Source organism: Streptomyces nanshensis (assembly GCF_001751255.1).
Lineage (GTDB): Bacteria > Actinomycetota > Actinomycetes > Streptomycetales > Streptomycetaceae > Streptomyces > Streptomyces nanshensis_A.
In genome coordinates, this window is sequence record NZ_LJGW01000294.1 from 1 (window position 1) to 22,258 (window position 22,258).

The window sequence follows — 22,258 nt, forward strand, 5'->3', positions numbered from 1 at the left end:
GGCGGCCGGGAGGCGGCGCAGGTGGCGCGGGCGGCGGCCGCGGCTCGGGACCGTACGGCAGAGGACGGCGCGGCTTCGAACCGCCGCCCCGTAAACGGTTCATCGACTACCCGCGCTGGAACAAGCACGGGATGCGCCGCTGGGTGCCGTCCTGGAAGCTCGTGCTCGGCTCGTTCGCCGGCTTCCTCGGACTGATCATCGGCCTCTCGGGCATCGCGCTCGCGATGGTGGGCAAGCCGAACGTCAACGAGGCGACCAAGCAGCAGAAGAACGTCTACTACTGGTCGGACAACACACAGATGGTCGTCGCCGGCGGCGGCGACCAGAACCGGCAGATCGTGCCGCTCGCGCAGATCCCCAAGGCCATGCAGAGCGCCGTGATCTCGGCCGAGAACGAGTCCTTCTACGACGACCCGGGCGTCGACCCGATCGGCATCGTGCGCGCGGTCGGGCGGATGGCGCTGGGCGGCGACACCCAGTCCGGTTCGACGATCACGCAGCAGTACGTGAAGAACGCCTACCTCGACCAGTCGCAGACGCTCACGCGTAAGTTCAAGGAACTCTTCATCTCCATCAAGGTCGGCGCGACCGACGAGAAGGACGAGATCCTCGAGGGCTACCTGAACACCGGCTACTACGGCCGAGGCGCCTACGGCATCCAGGCCGCGGCGCAGGCGTACTACCGCAAGGACGCGAAGGAACTCAACGCCAGCCAGTGCGCGTTCCTCTCCGCGACCCTCAACGGCCCGAACCTCTACGACCCCGCCGGCGGCGTCGGTTCCGCGGCCACGCCGGACAAGAACCTGGAGCGGGCGAAGAACCGCTGGTCGTGGACGCTGGACCGGATGGTCAAGACCGGCCGGCTCTCCTCGTCGGACCGCGCGAAGTACACCTCGTTCCCGAGGCCGAAGCCGCCGCGCAAGTCGACCGAACTCAAGGGCCAGAAGGGCTACATGGTCGAGACGGTCAACAACTACATCACGGCCAACAGCAACATCTCGGAGGGCAGGCTCAAGCGGGGCGGCCTGCGCATCCACACCACCTTCGACAAGAAGAAGATGGCCGAGATGGAGGCCGCGGTCGAGCGCGTCCGCAAGGCCAACATCGACCCGAAGAAGCGGAACGTCGACAAGTACGTGCAGTTCGGCGGCGCTTCGGTGAAGCCGAAGGACGGTGCGATCGTCGCCATGTACGGCGGCGAGGACGCCACCACGCACTTCACCAACAACGCCGACTACACCGGCGTCCAAGTCGGCTCCACCTTCAAGCCGTTCGTCCTCGCGGCGGCGATGCGCGACGGCGTCCGCGACCCGAACGGCCCGGAGGTTCAGGGCCGTGACGCACGTACGCCGGTCTCGCCCAAGAGCGTCTACAACGGCGACAACAAGCTGAAGCTGCGCAACTACGACCGCTCGATCTGGCGGAACGAGAAGGGCAAGGAGTGGCGCCAGCGCAACGACGGCAACGAGAGCCGCGGCCGGATCTCGCTGCGTGAGGCCATGCAGTACTCGGTCAACACCCCGTACATCCAGCTCGGCATGGACGTCGGCGTCGACAAGGTGCGGCAGTCGGCGCTCGACGCGGGCCTCAACGAGGACAGCCTGGCCCGCAGCACCCCGACGCTGTCGCTGGGTACGTCGGCGCCGAGCGCGATCCGCATGGCCAACGCCTACGGGACGTTCGCCAGCAGCGGCATGAAGTCCGAGCCGTACTCGGTCACCCGCGTCGAGGAGAACGGCGAGGACCTCTACAACCACCAGAAGCAGGTGAAGAGCGCCTTCGAGGCCCGCGTCGCGGACAACGTCACGAACGTGCTGGAGACGGTCGTCCAGGACGGCACCGGCACGACGGCGCGTCAGCTCGGCCGCCCGGCGGCGGGCAAGACCGGTACGACGGACGACAACAAGTCGGCCTGGTTCACCGGTTACACGCCGCAGCTCTCGACCTCGATCGGCATGTGGCGGGTCAACGACAAGGCGAAGACCCAGCGGTTCCAGAAGATGTACGGCGTGGGCGGCCAGGACTCCATCCACGGTGCGTCCTTCCCCGCCGAGATCTGGACGAAGTACATGACGGGCGCCCTGCAGGGATCGGCCGCGAAGCCCTTCCCGACGCCGGAGCCGATCGGCGAGCCGGTCTTCGGAGCGGGCGCGAGCCCGTCGCCGACGCCGACGCCGAGCGACACCCCGTCGGAGGACCCGTCGCAGGACCCGTCCCAGCCGCCGACGCAGTCGCCGTCTCCCACGGAGTCCTGCGACAACCCGTTCACCTGCAACGACCAGGGCCAGGACGGCGGGAACGACCAAGGTCAGACCGGTGGCAACGACCAGGGCCAGACCGGTGGCAACGACCAAGGTCAGACCGGTGGCAACGACCAGGGCCAGGACGGCGGAACCGACAACGGCAACGACAACGGCGGCCTCTTCGGCGGCCCGGGCGGCACCCGCGAACGGGACTAGGAGACCGGCCTAGCGGGGTCCGCGGACCCCGCCCCGGCCTCGCCGCCGAGACGCACCACGGGACAGCAGCCCCGTCACGGGTCACACCGTGACGGGGCTGCTGGCGTCCGGGGCCGTGCGGCAGGATGTGCGCATGACGCGTGCCTACCCCACGGGCCTCCCGGACGTCCCCGACCTCCCGGGCCGCAGCAGCGCCCCCGCAAGCGCCGAACGCCCCGTGCATCCCACGGAGCACGACGAGGTCGCGGCGGCCGGCAGCGAGCTGATCGGCGGACCGGTCGGCCGGCGCGCGGCGCCGGACCCGGGCGGCTGGTGGACGCCGGTACGGGTGGTCGCGCTGCTGGGACTGGGCATGTTCGCCCTCGGCATGATCCAGAAAATGCCCTGCTTCAACGGTGCCTGGTTCTCCGGCCAGACGAGCCAGTACGTGCGCGCGTGCTACTCCGACATCCCCCACCTTTTCGTCGGCCGCGGCTTCGCCGACGGGCTCGTCCCGTACTTCGACCACATCCCCGACCGTCTCTCGGACGGCATGGCCTATCTCGAATACCCGGTGCTGACAGGGGTGTTCATGGAGGTCGCCTCCTGGATGACGCCGGGCGGCGACCTCCAGTGGCGCGAGCAGATGTACTGGATGGTCAACTCCGGGATGCTCATGGTGTGCGCCGCCGTCCTCTTCGTCTGTGCGACGCGCACCCACCGCAACCGCCCCTGGGACGGCCTCTTCGTCGCCCTCGCGCCCGCTCTCGCGCTGACCGCCACCGTCAACTGGGACCTGCTGGCCGTCGCCCTCACCGCCGCCTCGCTGCTGATGTGGTCGCGGGCACGCCCGCTCGCCGCCGGCGTGCTGATCGGCCTGGCGACCGCCGCGAAGCTCTACCCGGTGCTGCTGCTGGGCCCGCTGCTCGTCCTCTGCTGGCGCGCGGGCCGCCTCGGCGCGTTCGCCAGGGCGCTGAGCGGCGCCGCGGCCGCGTGGCTGTGCGTCAATCTGCCGGTGATGCTGCTCGCGCCCCAGGGCTGGTCGAAGTTCTACAGCTTCAGCCAGGAGCGCCCCGTCGACTTCGGCTCGATCTGGCTGATCATCTCCCAGCGCACCGGCAGCCCCCTTCCGGACGCCAACCTCTACGGGACGCTCCTCATGGTCCTCGGCTGCGCCGGCATCGCCGTCCTGGCGCTGCGCGCGCCCCGCAGGCCGCGTCTCGCGCAGCTCGCACTGCTGGTCGTGGCCCTCTTCATCGTCACCAACAAGGTCTACTCGCCGCAGTACGTGCTCTGGCTCATCCCGCTCGCCGCCCTCGCCCGCCCCAAGTGGCGTGACGTCCTGATCTGGCAGGCGTGCGAGGTGATCTACTTCCTCGGGATCTGGCTCTACCTCGCCTACACGGGCAGCGGCGACAAGCACCAGGGCCTGCCCACCGAGGGTTACCAGCTAGTAATAATGATCCACCTCCTCGGCACCCTCTATCTGTGCGCGGTCGTCGTACGGGACGCGCTGAAGCCGGAGCGGGACGTCGTACGCCGGGACGGCTCGGACGACCCCGGGGGCGGCGTGCTGGACCGGGCCCCGGACGTCTTCACCCTGGGCGCGCGTGCACAGCGCCCGGCACCCTCGGCCGGGGCGATTCCGTACCGGCAAGCCCGGGTGCACTGGGGAGCGTGGCCCGCCGAACCGCACTGAGGACGGACGGACCCCGGCGGAAGCTACGCCGGTACGCCGCCAACGCACGGCAAGGCGGCCCCGTTTCGCCCGTGCCACGAGCTCTGGCATGAACGGCCGGTTTCACGTGAAACCGGCCGGGACGCCCGGCTCCTTACGCCGCTCCCTACGCCCGTCCCTTCGCCGGGACCGTGACGCGCGCCCCTCCGTACGTGTGTGAAGCTGGGGCCATGAGCGCCGTGGGAGACCTCCGCACCCTGCTGCACTTTCCCGACTTCCGGCGACTCCTCGCGGTGCGTCTGCTCTCCCAACTCGCCGACGGCGTCTACCAGGTAGCGCTCGCCGCGTATGTGGTCTTCTCCCCCGAGAACGAGACCTCGCCGGCCGCCATCGCCTCGGCCATGGCCGTACTGCTGCTCCCGTACTCGCTCCTCGGCCCCTTCGCGGGCGTCCTGCTGGACCGGTGGCGCAGACGACAGGTGCTGCTCTACGGGAACCTGCTCCGCGCGGTGCTCGCCGCCGGCACCGCGGCGCTGGTGGTCGGCGCCGTCCCCGCATGGCTCTTCTATCTCTCGGCCCTCTCGGTCACGGCCGTGAACCGCTTCATCCTGGCCGGGCTCTCGGCCGCGCTCCCACGCGTCGTCGACGAGCCCCGCCTCGTGATGGCCAACTCCCTCTCCCCGACGGCCGGAACGCTGGCCGCCACCGCCGGGGGCGGCATCGCCTTCGCCATCCGGCTGGCCGCACCGGACGGGGGCCGCGGCACCAACGCCCTGGTCGTCCTGGCCGGAGCCGCGGTCTATCTCCTCGCCGGCAGCGCCGCGCTGCGCATGAGCCGCGACCGTCTCGGCCCCGGCCCCGACGCGACGCGCGTACGGCTCCGGCTGCTGTCGACCCTCGCCACCACCACGCGCGGTCTCGCCGACGGCATCCGCCACCTCCGGCAGCGGCACAGCGCGGCGTACGCGCTCACGGCCATGACGCTGATGCGCTTCTGCTACGGGGCGCTGACGGTGATGGTGCTGATGCTCTGCCGCTACGCATGGGGCGCGGACGGCAGGGTCGACGAGGCGGTCGAGGCCGTGGACATGGGCGCCGGGCTGAAGCTGCTCGGCCTCGCGGTCGCCGCGTCGGGCGTCGGCTACTTCGTCGCCGCCCTCATCACGCCCTGGGGAGTCGGACGGGCGGGCCGCTTCGGCTGGCTCGCACTGTGCGCCGCGGCGGCCGCCGTCCTGGAACCCGCACTGGGACTGAGCTTCGAGCCTGTCCCAGTCCTGCTCGCCGCGCTGGTTCTGGGGCTCGTGACCCAGGCATCGAAGATCACCGCCGATACCGCTGTGCAGTCGACGGTGGACGACGTCTACCGGGGGCGGGTTTTCTCCCTCTACGACATGTTGTTCAACGTCGCGTTCGTGGGCGCCGCGGGCGTCGCCGCTCTGATACTGCCGCCCGACGGGCGCTCGGTCGCGCTGGTCGTCGGAGTCGCCGTGCTGTACGCGGGCGTCGCCGCGCTGATGTTTCACGTGAAACGCACGCGGACCATGTCGAGCGAGCCGCAGCCGTCGGTCCCGCCCTCTCCGGGTACGAGCTGAGCCCGGGCCTCAGTTCTGCGCGGCCCACCACTCCTTGAGCGCGGCGACCGCCTCGTCATGCTCCATCGGGCCGTGCTCCAGGCGCAGTTCCAGCAGATGCTTGTACGCATTGCCCACGACCGGCCCCGGCTTCACACCGAGGATCGACATGATCTCGTTGCCGTCCAGGTCGGGCCGGATCGCGTCCAGCTCCTCCTGCTCCTGCAAGCGCGCGATCCGCTCCTCCAGGCCGTCGTAGGCACGGGAGAGCGCGCTCGCCTTGCGCTTGTTCCGCGTCGTGCAGTCCGAGCGCGTCAGCTTGTGCAGCCGGGAGAGCAGCGGGCCGGCGTCCCGTACGTAGCGGCGCACCGCGGAGTCCGTCCACTCGCCGGTGCCGTAGCCGTGGAAGCGCAGATGCAGTTCCACGAGCCGCGAGACATCCTTGACCGCTTCGTTGGAGTACTTGAGCGCGGACATCCGCTTCTTCGTCATCTTCGCGCCCACCACCTCGTGGTGGTGGAAGGAGACCCGGCCGTCGGGCTCGAACCGCCGCGTGCGCGGCTTGCCGATGTCGTGCAGCAGCGCGGCCAGCCGCAGCGTCAGATCCGGTCCGTCCTCCTCCAGATCGATGGCCTGCTCAAGGACGGTCAGCGAGTGCTCGTAGACGTCCTTGTGACGGTGGTGCTCGTCCCGCTCCAGCCGCAGTGCGGGAATCTCCGGCAGGACCTGTTCCGCGAGGCCGGTCTCGACGAGCAGCCGGATGCCCTTGACGGGCTCGGGGGAGAGCAGCAGCTTGTTCAGCTCGTCCCGTACGCGCTCGGCGGAGACGATGCCGAGCCGTTCCGCCATGGCCTTCATCGCACGCAGCACGTCGTCGGCCACCGTGAAGTCGAGCTGTGCCGCGAAGCGCGCCGCGCGCATCATCCGCAGGGGATCGTCGGAGAACGAGCTCTCCGGCGTCCCGGGAGTGCGCAGCACACGGCGGGCCAGGTCCTCCAGACCGCCGTGCGGATCGATGAAGCGCTTCTCCGGCAGTGCCACCGCCATCGCGTTCACCGTGAAGTCGCGGCGCACCAGGTCCTCTTCGACGGAGTCGCCGTAGGAGACCTCGGGCTTGCGGGACGTACGGTCGTAGGCCTCCGAGCGGTAGGTGGTCACCTCCACCTGGAAGCTCCGCGTCTCTCCCCCGTCGTACGCCTTCTTCTGGCACCCCACCGTCCCGAAGGCGATGCCGACGTCCCACACCGCGTCCGCCCACGGGCGGACGATGCGCAGCACGTCCTCGGGCCGGGCGTCAGTGGTGAAGTCCAGGTCGTTGCCGAGCCGTCCCAGCAAAGCGTCCCGTACGGAGCCGCCCACCAGGGCGAGCCGGAAGCCGGCCTCCTCGAACCGGCGGGCCAGTTCGTCAGCGACGGGGGACACCCGCAGCAGCTCGCTCACCGCGCGGCGCTGCGCCGCATTGAGCTGCTCCTTGGCGGGAGGGGCGGGCGGTGTCGACTGGATGTCATCATTGGCGTTCGGCACGACAGCACAGGGTACGTTGCCTCCCCCACGGCACACCCTGCGCCTGGTCACAACGCCGCCGGATCATGTGACGTACACCGCGGCACGTACCTTCTCAGGGCATCGTTACCATCAGACCAGCGAGACGCATCCACGACGAGACGAGGACGGACGAGCGCGTGGCCGAGGCGGCTGAGAACCAGGGCACCCCGACCGCTCCCGCCCGCCGGTGGCTGCGACGTACCGCCGCTCTTCTGCTGACCACGGGACCGCTCATCGGCGGGATGCTGCCCGCTCCGGCGGTCGCCGCCGAGGGCGCGACGCACGCGGCGAACGCGGAGACGGCGGCGGCCTCCTCGGTGTCCGCCGCACCGCACCGTACGGGCACCGGCTCCCGCACCGCCGACATCTCCATCAACACCCTCTCGCCCGCGACCCCGCAGAAGGGGGACACGCTCAGCGTCACCGGCACCGTCGTGAACAACGGACGGTCCTCCATCACCGACGCCGCCGTCGGCCTGCGCATCGGCCGCGGCGCCAACAGCCGCAGCGCCCTGGAGCAGAACGCCGGCCGCAAGGACTATCTGCCGGGTGCTGACGGCAAGAAGGTCGAGGGGAAGCACGCGACGGCCAAGGTCGGCAGCATGCGCCCCGGCATCCGCAGCTCCTTCAAGCTCAAACTGCCCGTCAGCGCGCTGAAGATGGACGCGTCCGGCGTCTACCAGCTCGGCGTCACGCTCACCGGCCAGACGCGCGAGCGCCCGTACGACCAGATCCTGGGCATCGAGCGGAGCTTCCTGCCCTGGCAGGAGTCTGACGCGGAGCACAAGACGGAGCTGACCTATCTCTGGCCGCTGATCTCGTCCTCGCATCTGACGGCGCGTACGCAGTCCGACGAGGCGCAGACTCCCGTCTTCCGCAACGACGATCTCGCCAAGGAGCTGGCTCCCGGCGGCCGTCTCCAGCAGATGGTCAATCTCGGCAAGGACCTGCCGATCACGTGGATGATCGACCCCGATCTGCTGGCGACCGTCAACGCCATGACCGAGCGCTACCGCGTGGAGAAGAAGGGCGGCGGCACGGTCGCCGGCAAGGGCCAGACGTACGCGAAGCAGTGGCTCATGGACCTCCAGAACGCCGTGAAGGGCGAGGAGGTCGCCACGCTGCCCTTCGCCGACACCGACGTGGCCTCGCTCGCGCACCGCGGCAAGAACGTCCCCGGAGCGCTCGGCGATCTGGACTCCGCCACGAAGCGCGCCAAGACGACGATCGAGTCGATACTGCACACCGAGCCGAGCACCGACTTCGCCTGGCCGGTCGAGGGTGCCATCGACCCGAGCATCGTGGACGTGGCGACGTCCGCCGGCGCCCACAACGTCATCGCGCGCAGCGACAGCTTCCGCGACACCGCGCTCTCGTACACACCGACGTCCGCGCGTCCGATCGGCGGCGGCAACACCGCGCTCGTCGCCGACGCCCGCCTCTCCGAGATCTTCGAGGGGGACATGACGCGTCCGGGCGCGACGTCCCGCGCGGTGCAGCGCTTCCTCGCCGAGACGCAGGCGCTCACCGACCAGGTGCCCGGCAAGCAGCGCAGCGTCCTCGTCGCACCGCAGCGGATGCCCACCGCGCAGCAGGCGCAGGCGATGGCGCTGGCGCTCAGCTCGCTGCAGAAGCACGGGCTGTGGGCGGAGGGCAGCGACCTGTCGGAGGCCGCCGACGCCAAGCCCGACGCGGGCGCGAACCGGAGGGTGCCGAGCGGCGGCCAGTACCCGTCGTCGCTGCGCAAGCAGGAGCTGCCCACGAAGGCGTATCGCCACGTGCAGGACACCAAGCGGCTCGTCGGCGACTTCAAGAAGGTCCTCACGCGTGAGGACCGGGTGGTGACCCCGTTCGGCAGCGCGGTCGAGCGCGGGGAGTCCTCCTCCTGGCGCGGGGACGCCGAGGGCGCCGCGAACTACCGCGACGGCGTGCGCGATTACCTGGTCGGGCTCAGCAAGGAAGTCCGGCTGATCCAGAAGACGCCGATCACCCTCTCCGGTCGCAGCGCCACGATTCCCGTGACGGTGCAGAACAACCTCGTACAGGGCGTCGAGGGTCTGGAGCTGCGGCTGAAGTCGAGGCGCCGCATCGGACTCGACGTCGGCAAGCCGCAGGCCGTCAAGATCGACGGCGAGCACAGCCAGTCCGTGAAGTTCTCGACGACGGCGAAGGCCAACGGCCGTGCGTACGTGGAGGCGCAGCTCTACACGAAGGACGGCAAGCCGTACGGGAGGCCCATGGTCTTCCAGGTGAACGTCACGTCGATCACGTCGACGGTGCTGCTCGTCATCGCGGGCGGCGTGCTGCTCGTGGTGCTCGCCGGGGTGCGGATGTACACGACGAGGAAGCGCAACGGCGGCGGCGCGGCGGCCTCCGGGCAGGACGAGCCGGGATCGGGCCCGGACGAGGACGCCGGGGACTCCGGCAGCTCCGGCCCGGAGTCCGGTCCGGGCGAGGGCTCCGGCGGTGACGGCCCGAGCGGTACGGACGGACCTGTGGGGACCGACGACACCGGCAGCACGGACGACAGCACGGACAAGGACGGCGCCGGCGACGGCCGTCCCACCTCGGACTCCGCGCACGCGCCCGCAGAACCGGAAGCCGCACCCACGGCATCTCCGGAAGCCGGCGCCGCCGATCCGGAGGCATCCGAGCCCGGGAATCCCGGAGAGCCCGCCGCGCCCGTCGACACCGGTACCCGCACCGGCAAAGGAAGCGGAAGCGTTCCCGACACAGGTGAGAAAGTGGACCGTTGAGTCAGCTTGCGAGCAGGGCAGGGGTAGGTAGCGATGAATGCGCCGCACGACGGTGACCGGGGCGGCCGCGCCCCCGACGACGGCTCGCAGCCAGCGGAGGACCCGTACGTACGTGACGCCCACAAACGCGATCCGTCCCGGCGCACGCCGTACGGCGACGACCCCGCGACCGCCCGATACACGGGCGTGGACGGCCTGTTGAGCCGCTCCCGCGACGACGAGCCCGGAGACGAAGGAACCGCCGGGCCCGGGGGCACGACAGGGAGCGCACGGGACGACGCAGCATCAGACCCCCGCGAGCCGGCGGCCGGACACGAGAACCGCCCGCCCGAGCGGCCCCAGGTGAGCGGCGAGAGCCGCGACCCCGACGACGCCTTCGCCCACCTCTTCCGCGACCAGACCCGCGGCCACGCCGACGGCGCCCGTACGTCCTCGGCCGCACCGCCCTCGCCGCGCGCCGAGAGCACACCCGTACAGGATCCGCGGTCGTCCACGTCCGACCCGTACGACGGCGAACGCCGGCCGCTCCCCGACGAGGTGCCCGCACGGCCGGGCCAGGGCCCCGGGTTCGAAGCCGCGCACGCCGCACCCGCCGAGGCCATGCCGCCGCCCCCCGAGCCCGACGCCCCCGCGCCCCCGCTCGACGACCGGGAAGCGGAGCAGGAGCCCCCGGAGAAGGGCGCCGAAGGCACCGGAGGCGGCGGTGGACGAGCGGCCGGGCTGCTGCGCTCCAGCGCCATCATGGCGGCCGGCACGATGGTCTCCCGGCTGACGGGCTTCATCCGCTCGGCGATGGTCGTCGCGGCCATCGGCGCCGCCGTCCTCGGCGACACCTACCAACTGGCCATCACGCTGCCGACGATGCTCTACATCCTCACCGTCGGCGGCGGCCTGAACTCCGTCTTCGTCCCGCAGCTCGTGCGCGCCATGAAGGAGGACGGCGACGGCGGCGAGGCGTACGCGAACCGTCTGCTGACCCTCGTCACGGTCATCCTCGGCACCCTGACCGTCCTCGCGGTCCTTGCCGCGCCCCTGCTCGTACGCGTCATGTCGGTACGGCTCGCGGAGAATCCGCAGGCGAACGAGGTGACCGTCACCTTCGTCCGCTACTGCCTGCCGTCCATCTTCTTCATGGGCATCCATGTGGTGATGGGTCAGATCCTCAACGCCCGCAACCGGTTCGGCGCCATGATGTGGACCCCGGTCCTGAACAACATCGTCATCATGGCCACCGTCGGCGCGTTCCTGTGGGTCTACGGCTCCGCCGACGACTCCGGCCTGACGGTCGGCAACATCCCCCCGGAGGCCGTGCGGCTGCTGGGCATCGGCACCCTGCTCGGCCTCGTCGTGCAGTCCCTCGCGATGATCCCGTACCTGCGCGCCTCGGGCTTCCGCATCCGGCCCCGCTTCGACTGGCGCGGCCACGGCCTCGGCAAGGCCGCCAAGCTCGCCAAGTGGACGCTGCTGTTCGTCCTCGCCAACCAGGCCGGCGTCCTCGTCGTCACCCAACTCTCCACCTGGGCGCAGGAGTCGGCCGCCGCGGAGGGCCACGCGGGAGCGGGCTGGACGGCGTACTCGCAGGCCCAGCTCATCTGGAACATGCCGCAGGCCATCATCACCGTCTCCGTGATGGCGGCCCTGCTGCCCCGCCTCTCCCGTGCCGCCAGCGACGGCGACACCGGCGCCGTCCGCGACGACATCTCCCAGGGGCTGCGCAACTCCGCCGTCGCCATCGTCCCGATCGCCTTCGGCTTCCTCGCCCTCGGCGTACCGATGTGCACGCTGATCTACGGCCCGTCCGGCATCGACGCGGCACGTTCCATGGGGTACGCACTGATGGCCTTCGGCGTCGGCCTGATCCCGTTCTCGGTGCAGTACGTGGTGCTGCGTGCCTTCTACGCCTACGAGGACACCCGCACCCCGTTCTTCAACACCGTCGTCGTCGCCATCGCCAACGCCGTGGCCTCGGCCGCGTGCTTCCTGCTGCTGCCCGCCCGCTGGGCCGTCATCGGCATGGCCGCCTCGTACGGCCTCGCGTACGTCATCGGCGTCGGCATCGCGTGGCGGCGCCTACGTCTGCGGCTGGGCGGCGACCTGGACACCGCGCACGTGCTGCGTACGTACATCAGGCTGGCGGGCGCGGCGGTTCCGGCGACCCTGGCCGCGGGCGCCGTCGTCTACGGCATCACCGTGGCGCTCGGCAGCGGAACGCTCGGTTCGCTGGCGTCGCTGGTAGCCGGAGGGATCGCTTTGGCCGTCGTCTTCGTCCTAGCCGCGAAGAGGATGCGGATCGAGGAGATGACGGCCATGGTCGGTATGGTGCGTGCCCGTCTCGGGCGCTGACCGTACAACCATCCGCGGCCACTGGGTGTCGTGCATAGCGGCGGACTGTGGGCACAATTATTGAGCTGTTGCACAAAGTGGCTGCAATGAACTGGGGAGGCAGGAACGACGGTGGCGGAACGGAGCACAGCTGCCGTCGGCGTGGCTGAGAACAGCGGTGACGAGGAGACTCCCACCGCCCGGGCGGACAAGGCCAGCGTCGACAGCGCGAAGGACGGACAGAGCAGCAGCGACCGGTCCCCGGAGGACACCAGATCCCAAGCCGCCTCCCCCAGCAGCAGCGACAGCGACAACGCCGTCCAGGACGGCGGCGCCGAGGGCGACGCGGACGGCGAGACCGCCGAGAGCGGCGACGACACCGTCTCACTGACGGAGAAGGGTCAGCGGAGCTCCGCGGATCCCGCCCCGGCGGACCCCGAACCACCGGACCTGCACAGCGGCCACAAGCTCGCCAGGCGGTACCGCCTGGAGGAGTGCGTCACTCGTCTGGACGGATTCAGCAGTTGGCGTGCCGTCGATGAGAAGCTGCGCCGCGCCGTAGGCGTCCACATCCTGCCGTCGAACCATTCCCGCGCCCGACAGGTGCTCTCCGCGGCCCGCTCCTCGGCACTGCTCGGCGACCCGCGCTTCGTCCAGGTCCTCGACGCCGTCGAAGACCACGACCTCGTCTACGTCGTCCATGAATGGCTTCCCGACGCCACTCCGCTCCGGGACATCCTCGCCACCGGCGCCCTGGAGCCGCACGACGCCTATCAGCTCGTCACGCAGCTCTCGCAGGCCATGACCGCCGCGCACCGGAAGGGCCTGTCCCATCTGCGGCTGACACCGGGCACGGTGCTGCGCACCGGCTCCGGGCAGTACCGGATCCGCGGCCTCGCCGTGAGCGCCGCCCTGCGCGGCATCACCAGCGACGCACCGCAGCGTGCCGATACCGAGGGCATCGGCGCGCTCCTCTATGCGGCGCTGACGCAGCGCTGGCCGTACGACGAGGACGCATACGGACTCGCCGGAGTCGGCTCCCTGGCGAAGGGCACCCTCGTCGCACCCGACCAGGTGCGCGCCGGTGTGCACCGCGGCCTCTCACAGCTCGCGATGCGCGCACTCGTCAACGACGGCGCCACCGCCTCCAGCCACGAGCAGCCCTGCACCACTCCCGAGGAGCTGTCCAAGGCGGCTTCCGCGCTCCCGCGCATCAAGCCGCCCGAGCCCAGCTTCGGTTCGCCGCGTCCGTACCAGCGTCCCGCGTACCAGCCGGGCGGCGCGTACGGACAGGGCGCCCACGCACGGCCGGCCTCCGCGATGGGCGGCCCCGGCGCTCCCGCCGATCCTCCGGCGCCCCCGGCGCTTCCCGGGCGTACGGGCAAGGTCCTCAAGTGGGGGGTCTCGGCCCTTCTGATCGCCGCGCTCGGACTGGGCAGTTGGCAGGTCGCGGACACGCTCCTCAAGGGCGACAACTCACCGGGCGGGAGCACGGGCCAGACGCACGGCAACGACGAGACGGGCGCCACCGGCAAGCCCGTGAAGATCGTCGACGCCAAGGACTTCGACCCGCCGCCCCGCGGCAACGGCAGCGAGAACCCGGCGAAGGTCCCCGACGCCTACGACGGCGACCCGAGCACGTACTGGCTGACGCAGAAGTACTACGGCCACCCCGACTTCGGCCACCTCAAGCCCGGAGCCGGTCTGATCCTCGATCTCGGCAAGCCGCAGCAAGTCAGCTCCGTGAAGGTCGACTTCGTGGGAGCCACCGGCGCGCACTTCCTCGCCGCGCCCAAGGACACCGCCACGATGCCGAGTTCACTCGACGGCTTCAGCAACGTCACCAGCGGTACGGGTGAGCATCTGACCCTCAAGGCGAAGAAACCGATCCGGACTCAATACGTATTGGTATGGCTCACTGAGCTCCCGCTCTCGGACGACGGCAACTACCGTGGCCGGATCACTGAGATCCAGGTAATGAGCTGATCCCTCGGCACTGACGCACGGCACGGCCGGCGGGCGAGGATGACGGGAGGCGTCCGACGGTGAGCGACGACAGCGGCGGCAAGCGGTGGCGCCGCCGTGCCAGACACGGGCGGGGCGGCGCCGGCACGGGCGAGAGATCCGTGAAGCCCCCGGTCCCGGCACAGGGCGGCACGAGCGACGCACCGACCGACCGGGAGCTTCTCGCGAAGCACGTCGAAGGCGACACCGAGGCCTTCGGCGAACTCGTCCGCCGTCACCGGGACCGTCTGTGGGCGGTGGCGATACGCACGCTCGGCGACCGCGAGGAAGCCGCCGACGCGGTGCAGGACGCGCTCATCTCCGCCTACCGGGCGGCCCACACCTTCCGCGGCCAGTCCGCCGTCACCACCTGGCTGCACCGCATCACCGTCAACGCCTGCCTGGACCGCGCCCGGAAGGCCGCCAGTCGCCGCACTCAGCTCACCGACGACACCGAGCGCCTGGATCTCCTCCTCGAACCTCACGAGTCCGCCGCGCTGCCGGCGGAACGCCAGGATCTGAACCGCCAACTCGTCGCCGCTCTCTCCCAGCTTCCGGCCGAGCAGCGTGCCGCCCTCGTCCTCGTGGACATGCAGGGATATCCGGTCGCGGAAGCCGCCGAGGTTCTGGGCATCGCGGTGGGCACGGTGAAGAGCCGCTGCGCCCGTGGGCGCGCGCGATTGCTGCCCCTCGTGAGTCATCTCCGTCCGGAGGCGGAAGAGAGAGCCGGTTCGCAGCAACAGGCGGGACGGAACCGGACTCGAGGCCCATCCGTCCCACCGACGGAGAGCATCACGCAACGACCCGGAGCCGTGAAGGGAGGAGGAGAGCACTCATGACATCCACCCCTTTCACGTCCGGTGCGCGCAACTCTGACGGGCATCCGGACGTCGCGGAGATCTCCGCGCTCACTGAGAGGCTGCTGCCCGCGGACCGCGCGTCGGAGCTTCGCGCCCATCTCGGCGCCTGTCGCCTGTGCGCGGATGTGCTGGCCTCGCTGGAGGAGATCCACGGCGCGCTCGGCGCACTGCCCGAGCCTGCGCCCATGCCGGACGATGTCGCCGGACGCATCGAGGCCGCCCTCGCAGCGGAAGCTCTGCGTGATCCGTCGCGGCACAACGCCTCCGTGGTTTCACGTGAAACCGGCGAGCACTCCGACCACAGCGCGCCGTACGGCATGCCCGTACGAGAAGCAGCGCCACCCCGGCACGAGGCAGGCGTCGTTTCACGTGAAACCGGTGCGACGCGGCGCCCGGCCGACCGTCCGGCGGGACGTCCCGGTGGCGGATCGAGCGGTCCGGGACGGCACCGGCCGATCCGTCGTACGCGCCGCTGGCGCTCGGCACTCATCGCTGGGGCCGGTGCGGTCGTGACCCTCGGGCTCGGAGGCATCGTCCTCCAGTCGATGAACGACTCGCCACCGCCGACCGCCGGCTCCGGTCCCGACAAGAACGAGCGGACCGTCGCTGCAAGCGCGCTCGAGAAGCATGTGCACGGTCTACTCGCGAAGCATGAATCCCGCGACTCCACGGAAGGGTCCGACGGCTCCCCCGACATCAAGTCCAGCAAGAGCCCGGGGAACAACCCCCTCACCGGGGGCACCAATTCCGTGCCGTCTTGTGTACGCGCCGGAGTCGACCGTACGGAGACACCACTCGCGGTCGACGAGAAGGTTCCGTACAAGGGGGACACCGCCTATCTCGTGGTTCTGCCGCACAAGGGCGACCCCAAGCGCGTCGACGCGTATGTCGTGGACCCGTCCTGCGTCGGGAACGAGGGCAGTGGCCCGGGAGACGTACTCGCCAAGCACACCTACACGCGTCACTGACGCGCCGGGCTCCGAGGCCTGACACGCGGCCACGGCGGGAATGTCTGCCCCCTAGGATCCGTTGGGTGGGGTGAGAACCTCACAGACCGGAAAGCAGTCGGCAGACAAGGAAGACTCCCGTGAGCGACGTCCGAAACGTGATCATCATCGGCTCAGGGCCCGCCGGTTATACGGCTGCGCTCTACACGGCGCGGGCGTCGCTGAAGCCGCTGGTCTTCGAGGGATCCGTGACAGCCGGTGGTGCCCTGATGAACACCACCGAGGTCGAGAACTACCCCGGCTTCACCGACGGCATCATGGGCCCGGAGCTCATGGACCAGATGCGGGGCCAGGCGGAACGCTTCGGTGCCGAGCTGATCCCGGACGACGTCTCCGCCATCGACTTCTCCGGCGAGATCAAGACCGTCACCGACTCGGCGGGCGCGGTGCACCGCGCTCGTGCCGTGATCGTCGCGACGGGCTCCGCCTACCGTTCGCTGGGTCTGCCCCGCGAGGAAGAGCTCTCCGGCCGCGGAGTCTCCTACTGCGCCACGTGTGACGGGTTCTTCTTCCGCGGCCAGGACATCGCCGTCGTCGGCGGTGGTGACACGGCGATGGAAGAGGCGACGTTCCTCTCCCGCTTCGCCAACTCCGTCACCGTCGTCCACCGCCGCGACGCGCTCCGTGCCTCCAAGGCGATGCAGGAGCGCGCCTTCGCCGACCCGAAGATCAACTTCGCCTGGGACAGCGCGGTCGAGACGATCCATGAGAAGGACGGCAAGCTCTCCGGCCTGACCCTCCGCAACACCAAGACCGACGAGACGTCGGAACTCGCAGTGACGGGTCTCTTCGTCGCGATCGGCCACGATCCCCGCGTCGAACTCTTCAAGGGCGTCCTCACGCTGGACGACGAGGGCTACGTGAAGGTCGACGCCCCTTCCACCCGTACCAATGTCCCGGGCGTCTTCGCCGCCGGCGACGTCGTCGACCACACCTACCGTCAGGCGGTCACCGCGGCGGGCACGGGGTGCTCCGCCGCCCTGGACGCCGAGCGCTACCTCGCCGCCCAGTTGGACAGCGCCGAACCGGCCGAGCCGGAGAAGACCGAGGAAGCCCAGGAGGCGGCAGAGACCGCCGTCGTCTGAGGTCCCGCTGCTTCGGTAGAGCACAGACACCCACACGCAAGACTCGCACCATCACAAGAATCGAGGAGAACAACCATGGCCGGTGCCACCGTTACAGCAACCGACGCCGACTTCGACGAGGTCGTGCTCAAGAGCGACAAGCCCGTACTCGTCGACTTCTGGGCAGCCTGGTGCGGTCCGTGCCGTCAGATCGCCCCCTCCCTCGAGGCGATCGCCGATGAGAACAGCGACAAGCTGACCGTCGTGAAGCTCAACATCGACGAGAACCCGGCTGTCGCCGCCAAGTACGGGATCATGTCGATCCCGACGATGAACGTCTACAAGGGCGGCGAGGTCGTGAAGACCATCGTCGGTGCGAAGCCGCGGGCGGCGATCGAGAAGGACCTCGCCGAGTTCATCGGCTGAGGCATCTGCGGGAGCTCCCGCAGACAACAGCACACAGGGAAACGGCCCGGCGTTCACCGCCGGGCCGTTTCACGTGAAACACGAAGAGCACGCGTCGTGTGAGCGTCAGAGAGGCCGAAGAACGGGATCCTTCTGAACCGCCCCCAGGAGCTGATCCAGTGCGCGCTCCACATCCTCACGCCACGAAACCGTCGACCGCAGTTCGAGCCGCATCCGGGGAAAGCTGTGATGCGGCCGCACAGTCTTGAAGCCGACCGAGAGCAGATGGTCAGCCGGCAAGAGGCACGCGGGCTCAGTCCAGCGTGCGCTGCCGAACGTTTCGATCGCCTTGAAGCCTCGTCTCAGCAGATCCTTCGCAACGGTCTGCACGATGACACGTCCCAGTCCCTCCCCCTGGTGCTCCGGCCGCAGCCATGCCGTCATGAGTTGAACCGCGTCAGGGGAGACCGGGCTGGTCGGGAAGGCGAAGGACCGGGGCACATACGCGGGAGGCGCGTACAGGACGAAGCCCACGGGCCGCTCGTCGACATAGACCACGCGCCCGCAGGACCCCCACTCCAGCAGTACCGCGGAGATCCATGCTTCCTTCTCGACCTCCGGCCGTCCTGCACGCACCGCTGCCTCGCCACTGACGGGATCGAGCTCCCAGAAGACACAGGCACGGCAACGCCCGGGAAGGTCCTTGAGGTTGTCCAGCGTGAGCGGAACGAGCTGTCGCCCCATGGATCCATCGTATCCATGGGGCGACAGCTCGTTCCGTTGCTTACGGGCCGTTCCGGGATTCGCGGCGTCGGCGATCTCGCGGCCCCGGTGTGGGTCAGTCCTCGTCGGCCTCCGACTCCGCTTCCGTAGCCTCGTCGGAGAGTTGCTGGCCCAGTACGCGGCCCTCACCCGGAGCAAGTTGCCCCAGGATCCGTTCCAAGTCGTCGACGGACGCGAACTCGACGACGATCTTCCCCTTCTTCTGCCCGAGGTCCACCTTGACCCGGGTCTCGAAACGGTCGGAGAGACGGCCCGCCAACTCGTCCAGTGCGGGGGAGACCCGGCGGCCGGCCCTCGGTCCCTTCGACTTCGGGGAGCTCTTGGTCGACGAGCTCGTCACGGTGACGATCTCTTCGACAGCCCGTACCGACAAGCCTTCAGCGACGATCCGGTGCGCGAGGCGGTCCTGCTCTTCCCCGTCCTCCACCGAAAGCAGCGCACGCGCATGCCCCGCGGACAGCACGCCCGCCGCCACCCGTCGCTGCACCGACGGCGAAAGCCGCAGCAGCCGCAGGGTGTTGGAAACCTGCGGACGCGACCGTCCGATCCGGTCGGCGAGCTGATCGTGCGTGCAGTTGAAGTCCTTCAGAAGCTGGTCGTACGCGGCCGCCTCTTCCAGAGGGTTCAACTGTGCCCGATGCAGGTTCTCCAGGAGTGCGTCCAGGAGCAGCTTCTCGTCGTCGGTCGCCCGGACGATCGCGGGGATCCGCTCCAGGCCGGCCTCACGGCAGGCCCGCCAGCGGCGCTCGCCCATGATGAGCTCATAGCGCTCGGGGCCCAACTGCCGTACGACGACGGGCTGGAGGAGACCGACTTCCTTGATGGACGTGACCAGCTCGGACAGCGCGTCTTCGTCGAAGACCTCACGAGGCTGTCGCGGGTTGGGGGTGATGGCCTCCAGCGGCACCTCGGCGAAGTGAGCACCGACGGGCACCGCCACGTCGTCCGGCGCACTGCCGTCGCCCGCCGCGGCGGAGGTTTCACGTGGAACCTCGTCCCGCGCCTCGCTGTCCGGCAGCGCGGTCACCTTCGCAGCGGCCACACCGCGCTCCGGGGGGATCACAGGAACAGCGCTCGGGGAGGTGGCGCCGTTGGCGTCGACCGAAGGACTACCCTCCTCCGCCCCGGAAGCCGGCGCCGCCGGAATCAGCGCGCCGAGCCCCCGGCCCAGCCCCCTACGTCGATCACTCACTGCGTCCCCTCCGGCATGGTGCTGTTCTGATGTTGCTGGAGCTGCTGGACCGACTCGTCGTGCCGCTGCTGCACGTTCGGATCCCGCAACGCGATCTCACGAGCAGCCTCCAAGTAGGACAGCGAACCGCTCGATCCAGGATCGTAAGTCAGCACCGTCTGCCCGTAGCTGGGGGCCTCCGAAATACGCACCGACCGCGGGATGTTCGTCCGCAGCACCTCGGCGCTGAAGTGGTTACGTACTTCGTCGGCGACTTGCGACGCGAGTCGCGTACGACCGTCGTACATCGTGAGGATGATCGTCGACACATGTAGCTGTGTGTTGAGGTGGCCCTTGACGAGGTCGACGTTGCGGAGGAGTTGCCCCAACCCCTCCAGTGCGTAGTACTCGCACTGGATCGGGATCAGTACCTCGGCGCCCGCGACAAGTGCGTTGACGGTCAGCAGTCCCAGAGACGGCGGGCAGTCGATCAGGACATAGTCCAAAGGCTGCTCGTAGGCGCTGAGCGCCCGTTGCAGTCGGCTCTCCCGTGCGACGAGCGACACCAATTCGATCTCCGCACCGGCGAGATCAATGGTGGCGGGCGCACAGAAGAGACCTTCCACGTCCGGTACCGGCTGGACCACATCGGACAGCGGCATGCTTTCGACCAACACGTCGTAGATCGAGGGCACTTCCGAATGGTGGTCGACCCCGAGGGCAGTCGACGCGTTCCCCTGGGGGTCCAGGTCGATCACAAGAACTCGGGCACCGTGCAAGGCCAGGGAGGCGGCCAGGTTCACGGTGGTGGTGGTCTTGCCGACCCCACCCTTCTGATTGGCCACGACCATGATGCGTGTCTGCTCCGGCCTGGGGAGGCCTTCGCCGGCACGGTTCATCGCCTCTACCGCCTGCTGGGCGGCGCGACCGATCGGCGTATCGTCCATCGGGGGCGGAGTTTCACGTGAAACATCCACCGATTCTGAACGGGGGCCGGGGACCGGGTCGGCCATCGGTCCCGCGGTATTGGCGTCGGACCGCAACGGTTCACTCTCCTCGACATAAGGCTCGTGCTGAACAGAGCCTGCCATGCTTTTGGTGTCATGAACCAGCGAGCCCCGCTCAGTTGTGGATGAATCCACCGGCGAACGGGACTTGGACGAGGGTTTCCGGTCACGCTCAGCGGCTTGGGCGCGACCGCGGCTGATGATTCCGTGCAAGAGAGAGCGGCGTTTCACGTGAAACACGATGCACACTCGGGCACCGCACACCAGGACGACACACCGCAACGCATAGTCGTAAGAGCTTTTTTGGAGTAAGCGGACATCCCGCTTCTTGGGGAATCAGCGCCGTCGACGTCCGCCGCGAGCCGCCCGGCCGCGAGCCTTCTGCGCCTTGGCCCGCCGTGCGGCGAAGCGCACACCGCCCGGGCTCTCCCCGACCTCCGCCCGTACGACCGTGGAGAGCGGATCCACAACTCCCGCGCCCACCTGGACCACGGATGTGTCCACGACGCCGAGCTTGTGGAGCGCGTCCCGCGCTCCCTTCAGCTCTTCCTCTGCCGTGTCGCCCTTGATCGCCAGCATCTCCCCGTACGGACGCAGCAGCGGGATGCCCCAGCCCGCGAGCCTGTCCAGCGGAGCCACCGCGCGGGCGGTCACCACATGCACGGGCTGCAGCGCACCCAGCATCTCTTCGGCACGGCCGCGCGCGACTGAGACATGCTCCAGGCCGAGCAGTTCGACGACCTCTTCGAGGAACGTCGTACGCCGCAGCAGCGGCTCCAGCAGGGTGATGTCGAGGTCCGGGCGTACGAGCGCGAGCGGGATGCCGGGAAGGCCGGCCCCCGAACCCACGTCACATACCGTCACGCCTTCCGGCACGATCTCCGAGAGTACCGCGCAGTTCAGCAGGTGCCGTTCCCAGAGCCGCGGTACCTCGCGCGGACCGATCAGTCCGCGGCGTACGCCCACGTCCGCGAGCAGTTCCGCATAGCGCTCGACGTCGGGAAGGGCGTCGCCGAAGACCTTCCGGGCAGCCTCGGGCGCTTGCGCGAGCTCGGACAGCTCACTGGACTCCGCCGGGCCACCCTCGGGCGGCCCGGCCTGTCCCACCGGCCCGTCGGTCACGGCAGCACGACCACACAGCGCTGTGGCTCCTCGCCCTCGGACTCGCTCCGCAGGCCCGCGGCCTTGACGGCGTCATGGACGACCTTGCGCTCGAACGGCGTCATGGGGCGCAGCTTCACGGGCTCGCCGGAGCCCTTCGCGTCCTGGGCGGCCTTCGCGCCCAGTTCCGCGAGTTCCTCACGCTTGCGCGCACGGAAGCCGGCGATGTCCAGCATCAGCCTGCTGCGGTCGCCCGTCTCACGGTGCACCGCGAGCCGCGTCAGCTCCTGGAGCGCCTCCAGGACCTCTCCGTCACGGCCCACCAGCTTCTGAAGGTCACGGCCGGAGCCCTCGTTGATGATCGACACGGCGGCACGGTCGGCCTCGACGTCCATGTCGATGTCGCCGTCGAGATCGGCGATGTCCAGCAGACCCTCCAGGTAGTCCGCCGCGATCTCGCCCTCCTGCTCCAGACGGGACAGCGTGTCCGTGTCCTCGGCAGCAGTCGTACCAGTGGTGTCCGTCGTCTCCGTCACGCCGTGGGCT

The 22,258-nt window shown here is 69.6% G+C and carries 16 protein-coding genes; 10 read left to right on the forward strand and 6 right to left on the reverse strand.

Annotated elements, in window-relative coordinates:
- The 3 genes from AN218_RS17360 to AN218_RS17370 all read left to right on the forward strand — a co-directional run.
- A partial coding sequence (locus AN218_RS17360; RefSeq protein WP_338059626.1) for a transglycosylase domain-containing protein occupies window positions 1–2,459 on the forward strand: 2,459 nt, incomplete at its 5' end.
- Window positions 2,460–2,592: 133 nt separating this feature from the next.
- Window positions 2,593–4,137, forward strand: a complete 1,545-nt coding sequence (locus AN218_RS17365; RefSeq protein ID WP_079132273.1) for a glycosyltransferase family 87 protein — start codon at window positions 2,593–2,595, stop codon at window positions 4,135–4,137.
- A 209-nt stretch (window positions 4,138–4,346) separates the two neighbouring features.
- Window positions 4,347–5,708, forward strand: a complete 1,362-nt coding sequence (locus AN218_RS17370) for an MFS transporter (protein WP_070017801.1) — start codon at window positions 4,347–4,349, stop codon at window positions 5,706–5,708.
- Between the two features lie 9 nt (window positions 5,709–5,717).
- Here AN218_RS17370 and AN218_RS17375 read toward each other — a convergent pair whose 3' ends face one another.
- The gene (locus tag AN218_RS17375; protein ID WP_079132274.1) at window positions 5,718–7,211 is read right to left on the reverse strand and encodes a CCA tRNA nucleotidyltransferase; all 1,494 of its coding nucleotides are present in this window, start codon (window positions 7,209–7,211) and stop codon (window positions 5,718–5,720) included.
- 158 nt (window positions 7,212–7,369) lie between these two features.
- On the opposite strand from AN218_RS17375, the gene AN218_RS17380 reads away from it, so the two are divergent.
- The 7 genes from AN218_RS17380 to trxA all read left to right on the forward strand — a co-directional run bounded on the left by AN218_RS17380 (window position 7,370) and on the right by trxA (window position 17,671).
- On the forward strand, window positions 7,370–9,988 hold the full coding sequence (locus AN218_RS17380) for a DUF6049 family protein (RefSeq protein ID WP_070017802.1): 2,619 nt from the start codon (window positions 7,370–7,372) through the stop codon (window positions 9,986–9,988).
- Between the two features lie 33 nt (window positions 9,989–10,021).
- On the forward strand, window positions 10,022–12,331 hold the full coding sequence (gene murJ / locus AN218_RS17385) for a murein biosynthesis integral membrane protein MurJ (protein ID WP_070017803.1): 2,310 nt from the start codon (window positions 10,022–10,024) through the stop codon (window positions 12,329–12,331).
- A gap of 111 nt (window positions 12,332–12,442) precedes the next feature.
- A complete protein-coding gene (locus tag AN218_RS17390; protein WP_070017804.1) occupies window positions 12,443–14,296 on the forward strand; it encodes a protein kinase family protein in 1,854 nt (617 codons plus the stop codon).
- Between the two features lie 140 nt (window positions 14,297–14,436).
- Window positions 14,437–15,153, forward strand: coding sequence for an RNA polymerase sigma factor SigM (gene sigM / locus AN218_RS17395; protein WP_070017821.1), 717 nt, complete (start codon window positions 14,437–14,439; stop codon window positions 15,151–15,153).
- Window positions 15,150–16,142, forward strand: coding sequence for an anti-sigma factor family protein (locus AN218_RS17400; RefSeq protein WP_070017805.1), 993 nt, complete (start codon window positions 15,150–15,152; stop codon window positions 16,140–16,142). The genes sigM and AN218_RS17400 overlap by 4 nt, the downstream gene beginning before the upstream one ends.
- Before the next feature lie 119 nt (window positions 16,143–16,261).
- Complete coding sequence (trxB, locus tag AN218_RS17405; protein WP_070017806.1) at window positions 16,262–17,266, forward strand: thioredoxin-disulfide reductase; 1,005 nt, start codon at window positions 16,262–16,264, stop codon at window positions 17,264–17,266.
- 75 nt (window positions 17,267–17,341) lie between these two features.
- Window positions 17,342–17,671 carry a thioredoxin gene (trxA, locus tag AN218_RS17410; RefSeq protein ID WP_070017807.1) on the forward strand — a complete coding sequence of 110 codons (330 nt, stop codon included), beginning with the start codon at window positions 17,342–17,344 and terminating at the stop codon, window positions 17,669–17,671.
- A 105-nt stretch (window positions 17,672–17,776) separates the two neighbouring features.
- Here the strand turns inward: trxA and AN218_RS17415 are convergent, their stop codons facing one another.
- The 5 genes from AN218_RS17415 to AN218_RS17435 all read right to left on the reverse strand — a co-directional run bounded on the left by AN218_RS17415 (window position 17,777) and on the right by AN218_RS17435 (window position 22,248).
- Window positions 17,777–18,394, reverse strand: coding sequence for a GNAT family N-acetyltransferase (locus AN218_RS17415; protein ID WP_070017808.1), 618 nt, complete (start codon window positions 18,392–18,394; stop codon window positions 17,777–17,779).
- A gap of 94 nt (window positions 18,395–18,488) precedes the next feature.
- A complete protein-coding gene (locus AN218_RS17420) occupies window positions 18,489–19,625 on the reverse strand; it encodes a ParB/RepB/Spo0J family partition protein (RefSeq protein ID WP_070017809.1) in 1,137 nt (378 codons plus the stop codon).
- Complete coding sequence (locus tag AN218_RS17425) at window positions 19,622–20,695, reverse strand: ParA family protein (RefSeq protein ID WP_079132275.1); 1,074 nt, start codon at window positions 20,693–20,695, stop codon at window positions 19,622–19,624. The genes AN218_RS17420 and AN218_RS17425 overlap by 4 nt, the downstream gene beginning before the upstream one ends.
- A 252-nt stretch (window positions 20,696–20,947) precedes the next feature.
- Window positions 20,948–21,670: a 16S rRNA (guanine(527)-N(7))-methyltransferase RsmG gene (gene rsmG, locus AN218_RS17430; protein ID WP_107421490.1), complete on the reverse strand. Its 723-nt coding sequence runs from the start codon at window positions 21,668–21,670 to the stop codon at window positions 20,948–20,950.
- Between the two features lie 59 nt (window positions 21,671–21,729).
- The gene (locus AN218_RS17435) at window positions 21,730–22,248 is read right to left on the reverse strand and encodes a Jag family protein (protein ID WP_070017811.1); all 519 of its coding nucleotides are present in this window, start codon (window positions 22,246–22,248) and stop codon (window positions 21,730–21,732) included.
- Between the last annotated feature and the right edge of the window lie 10 nt (window positions 22,249–22,258).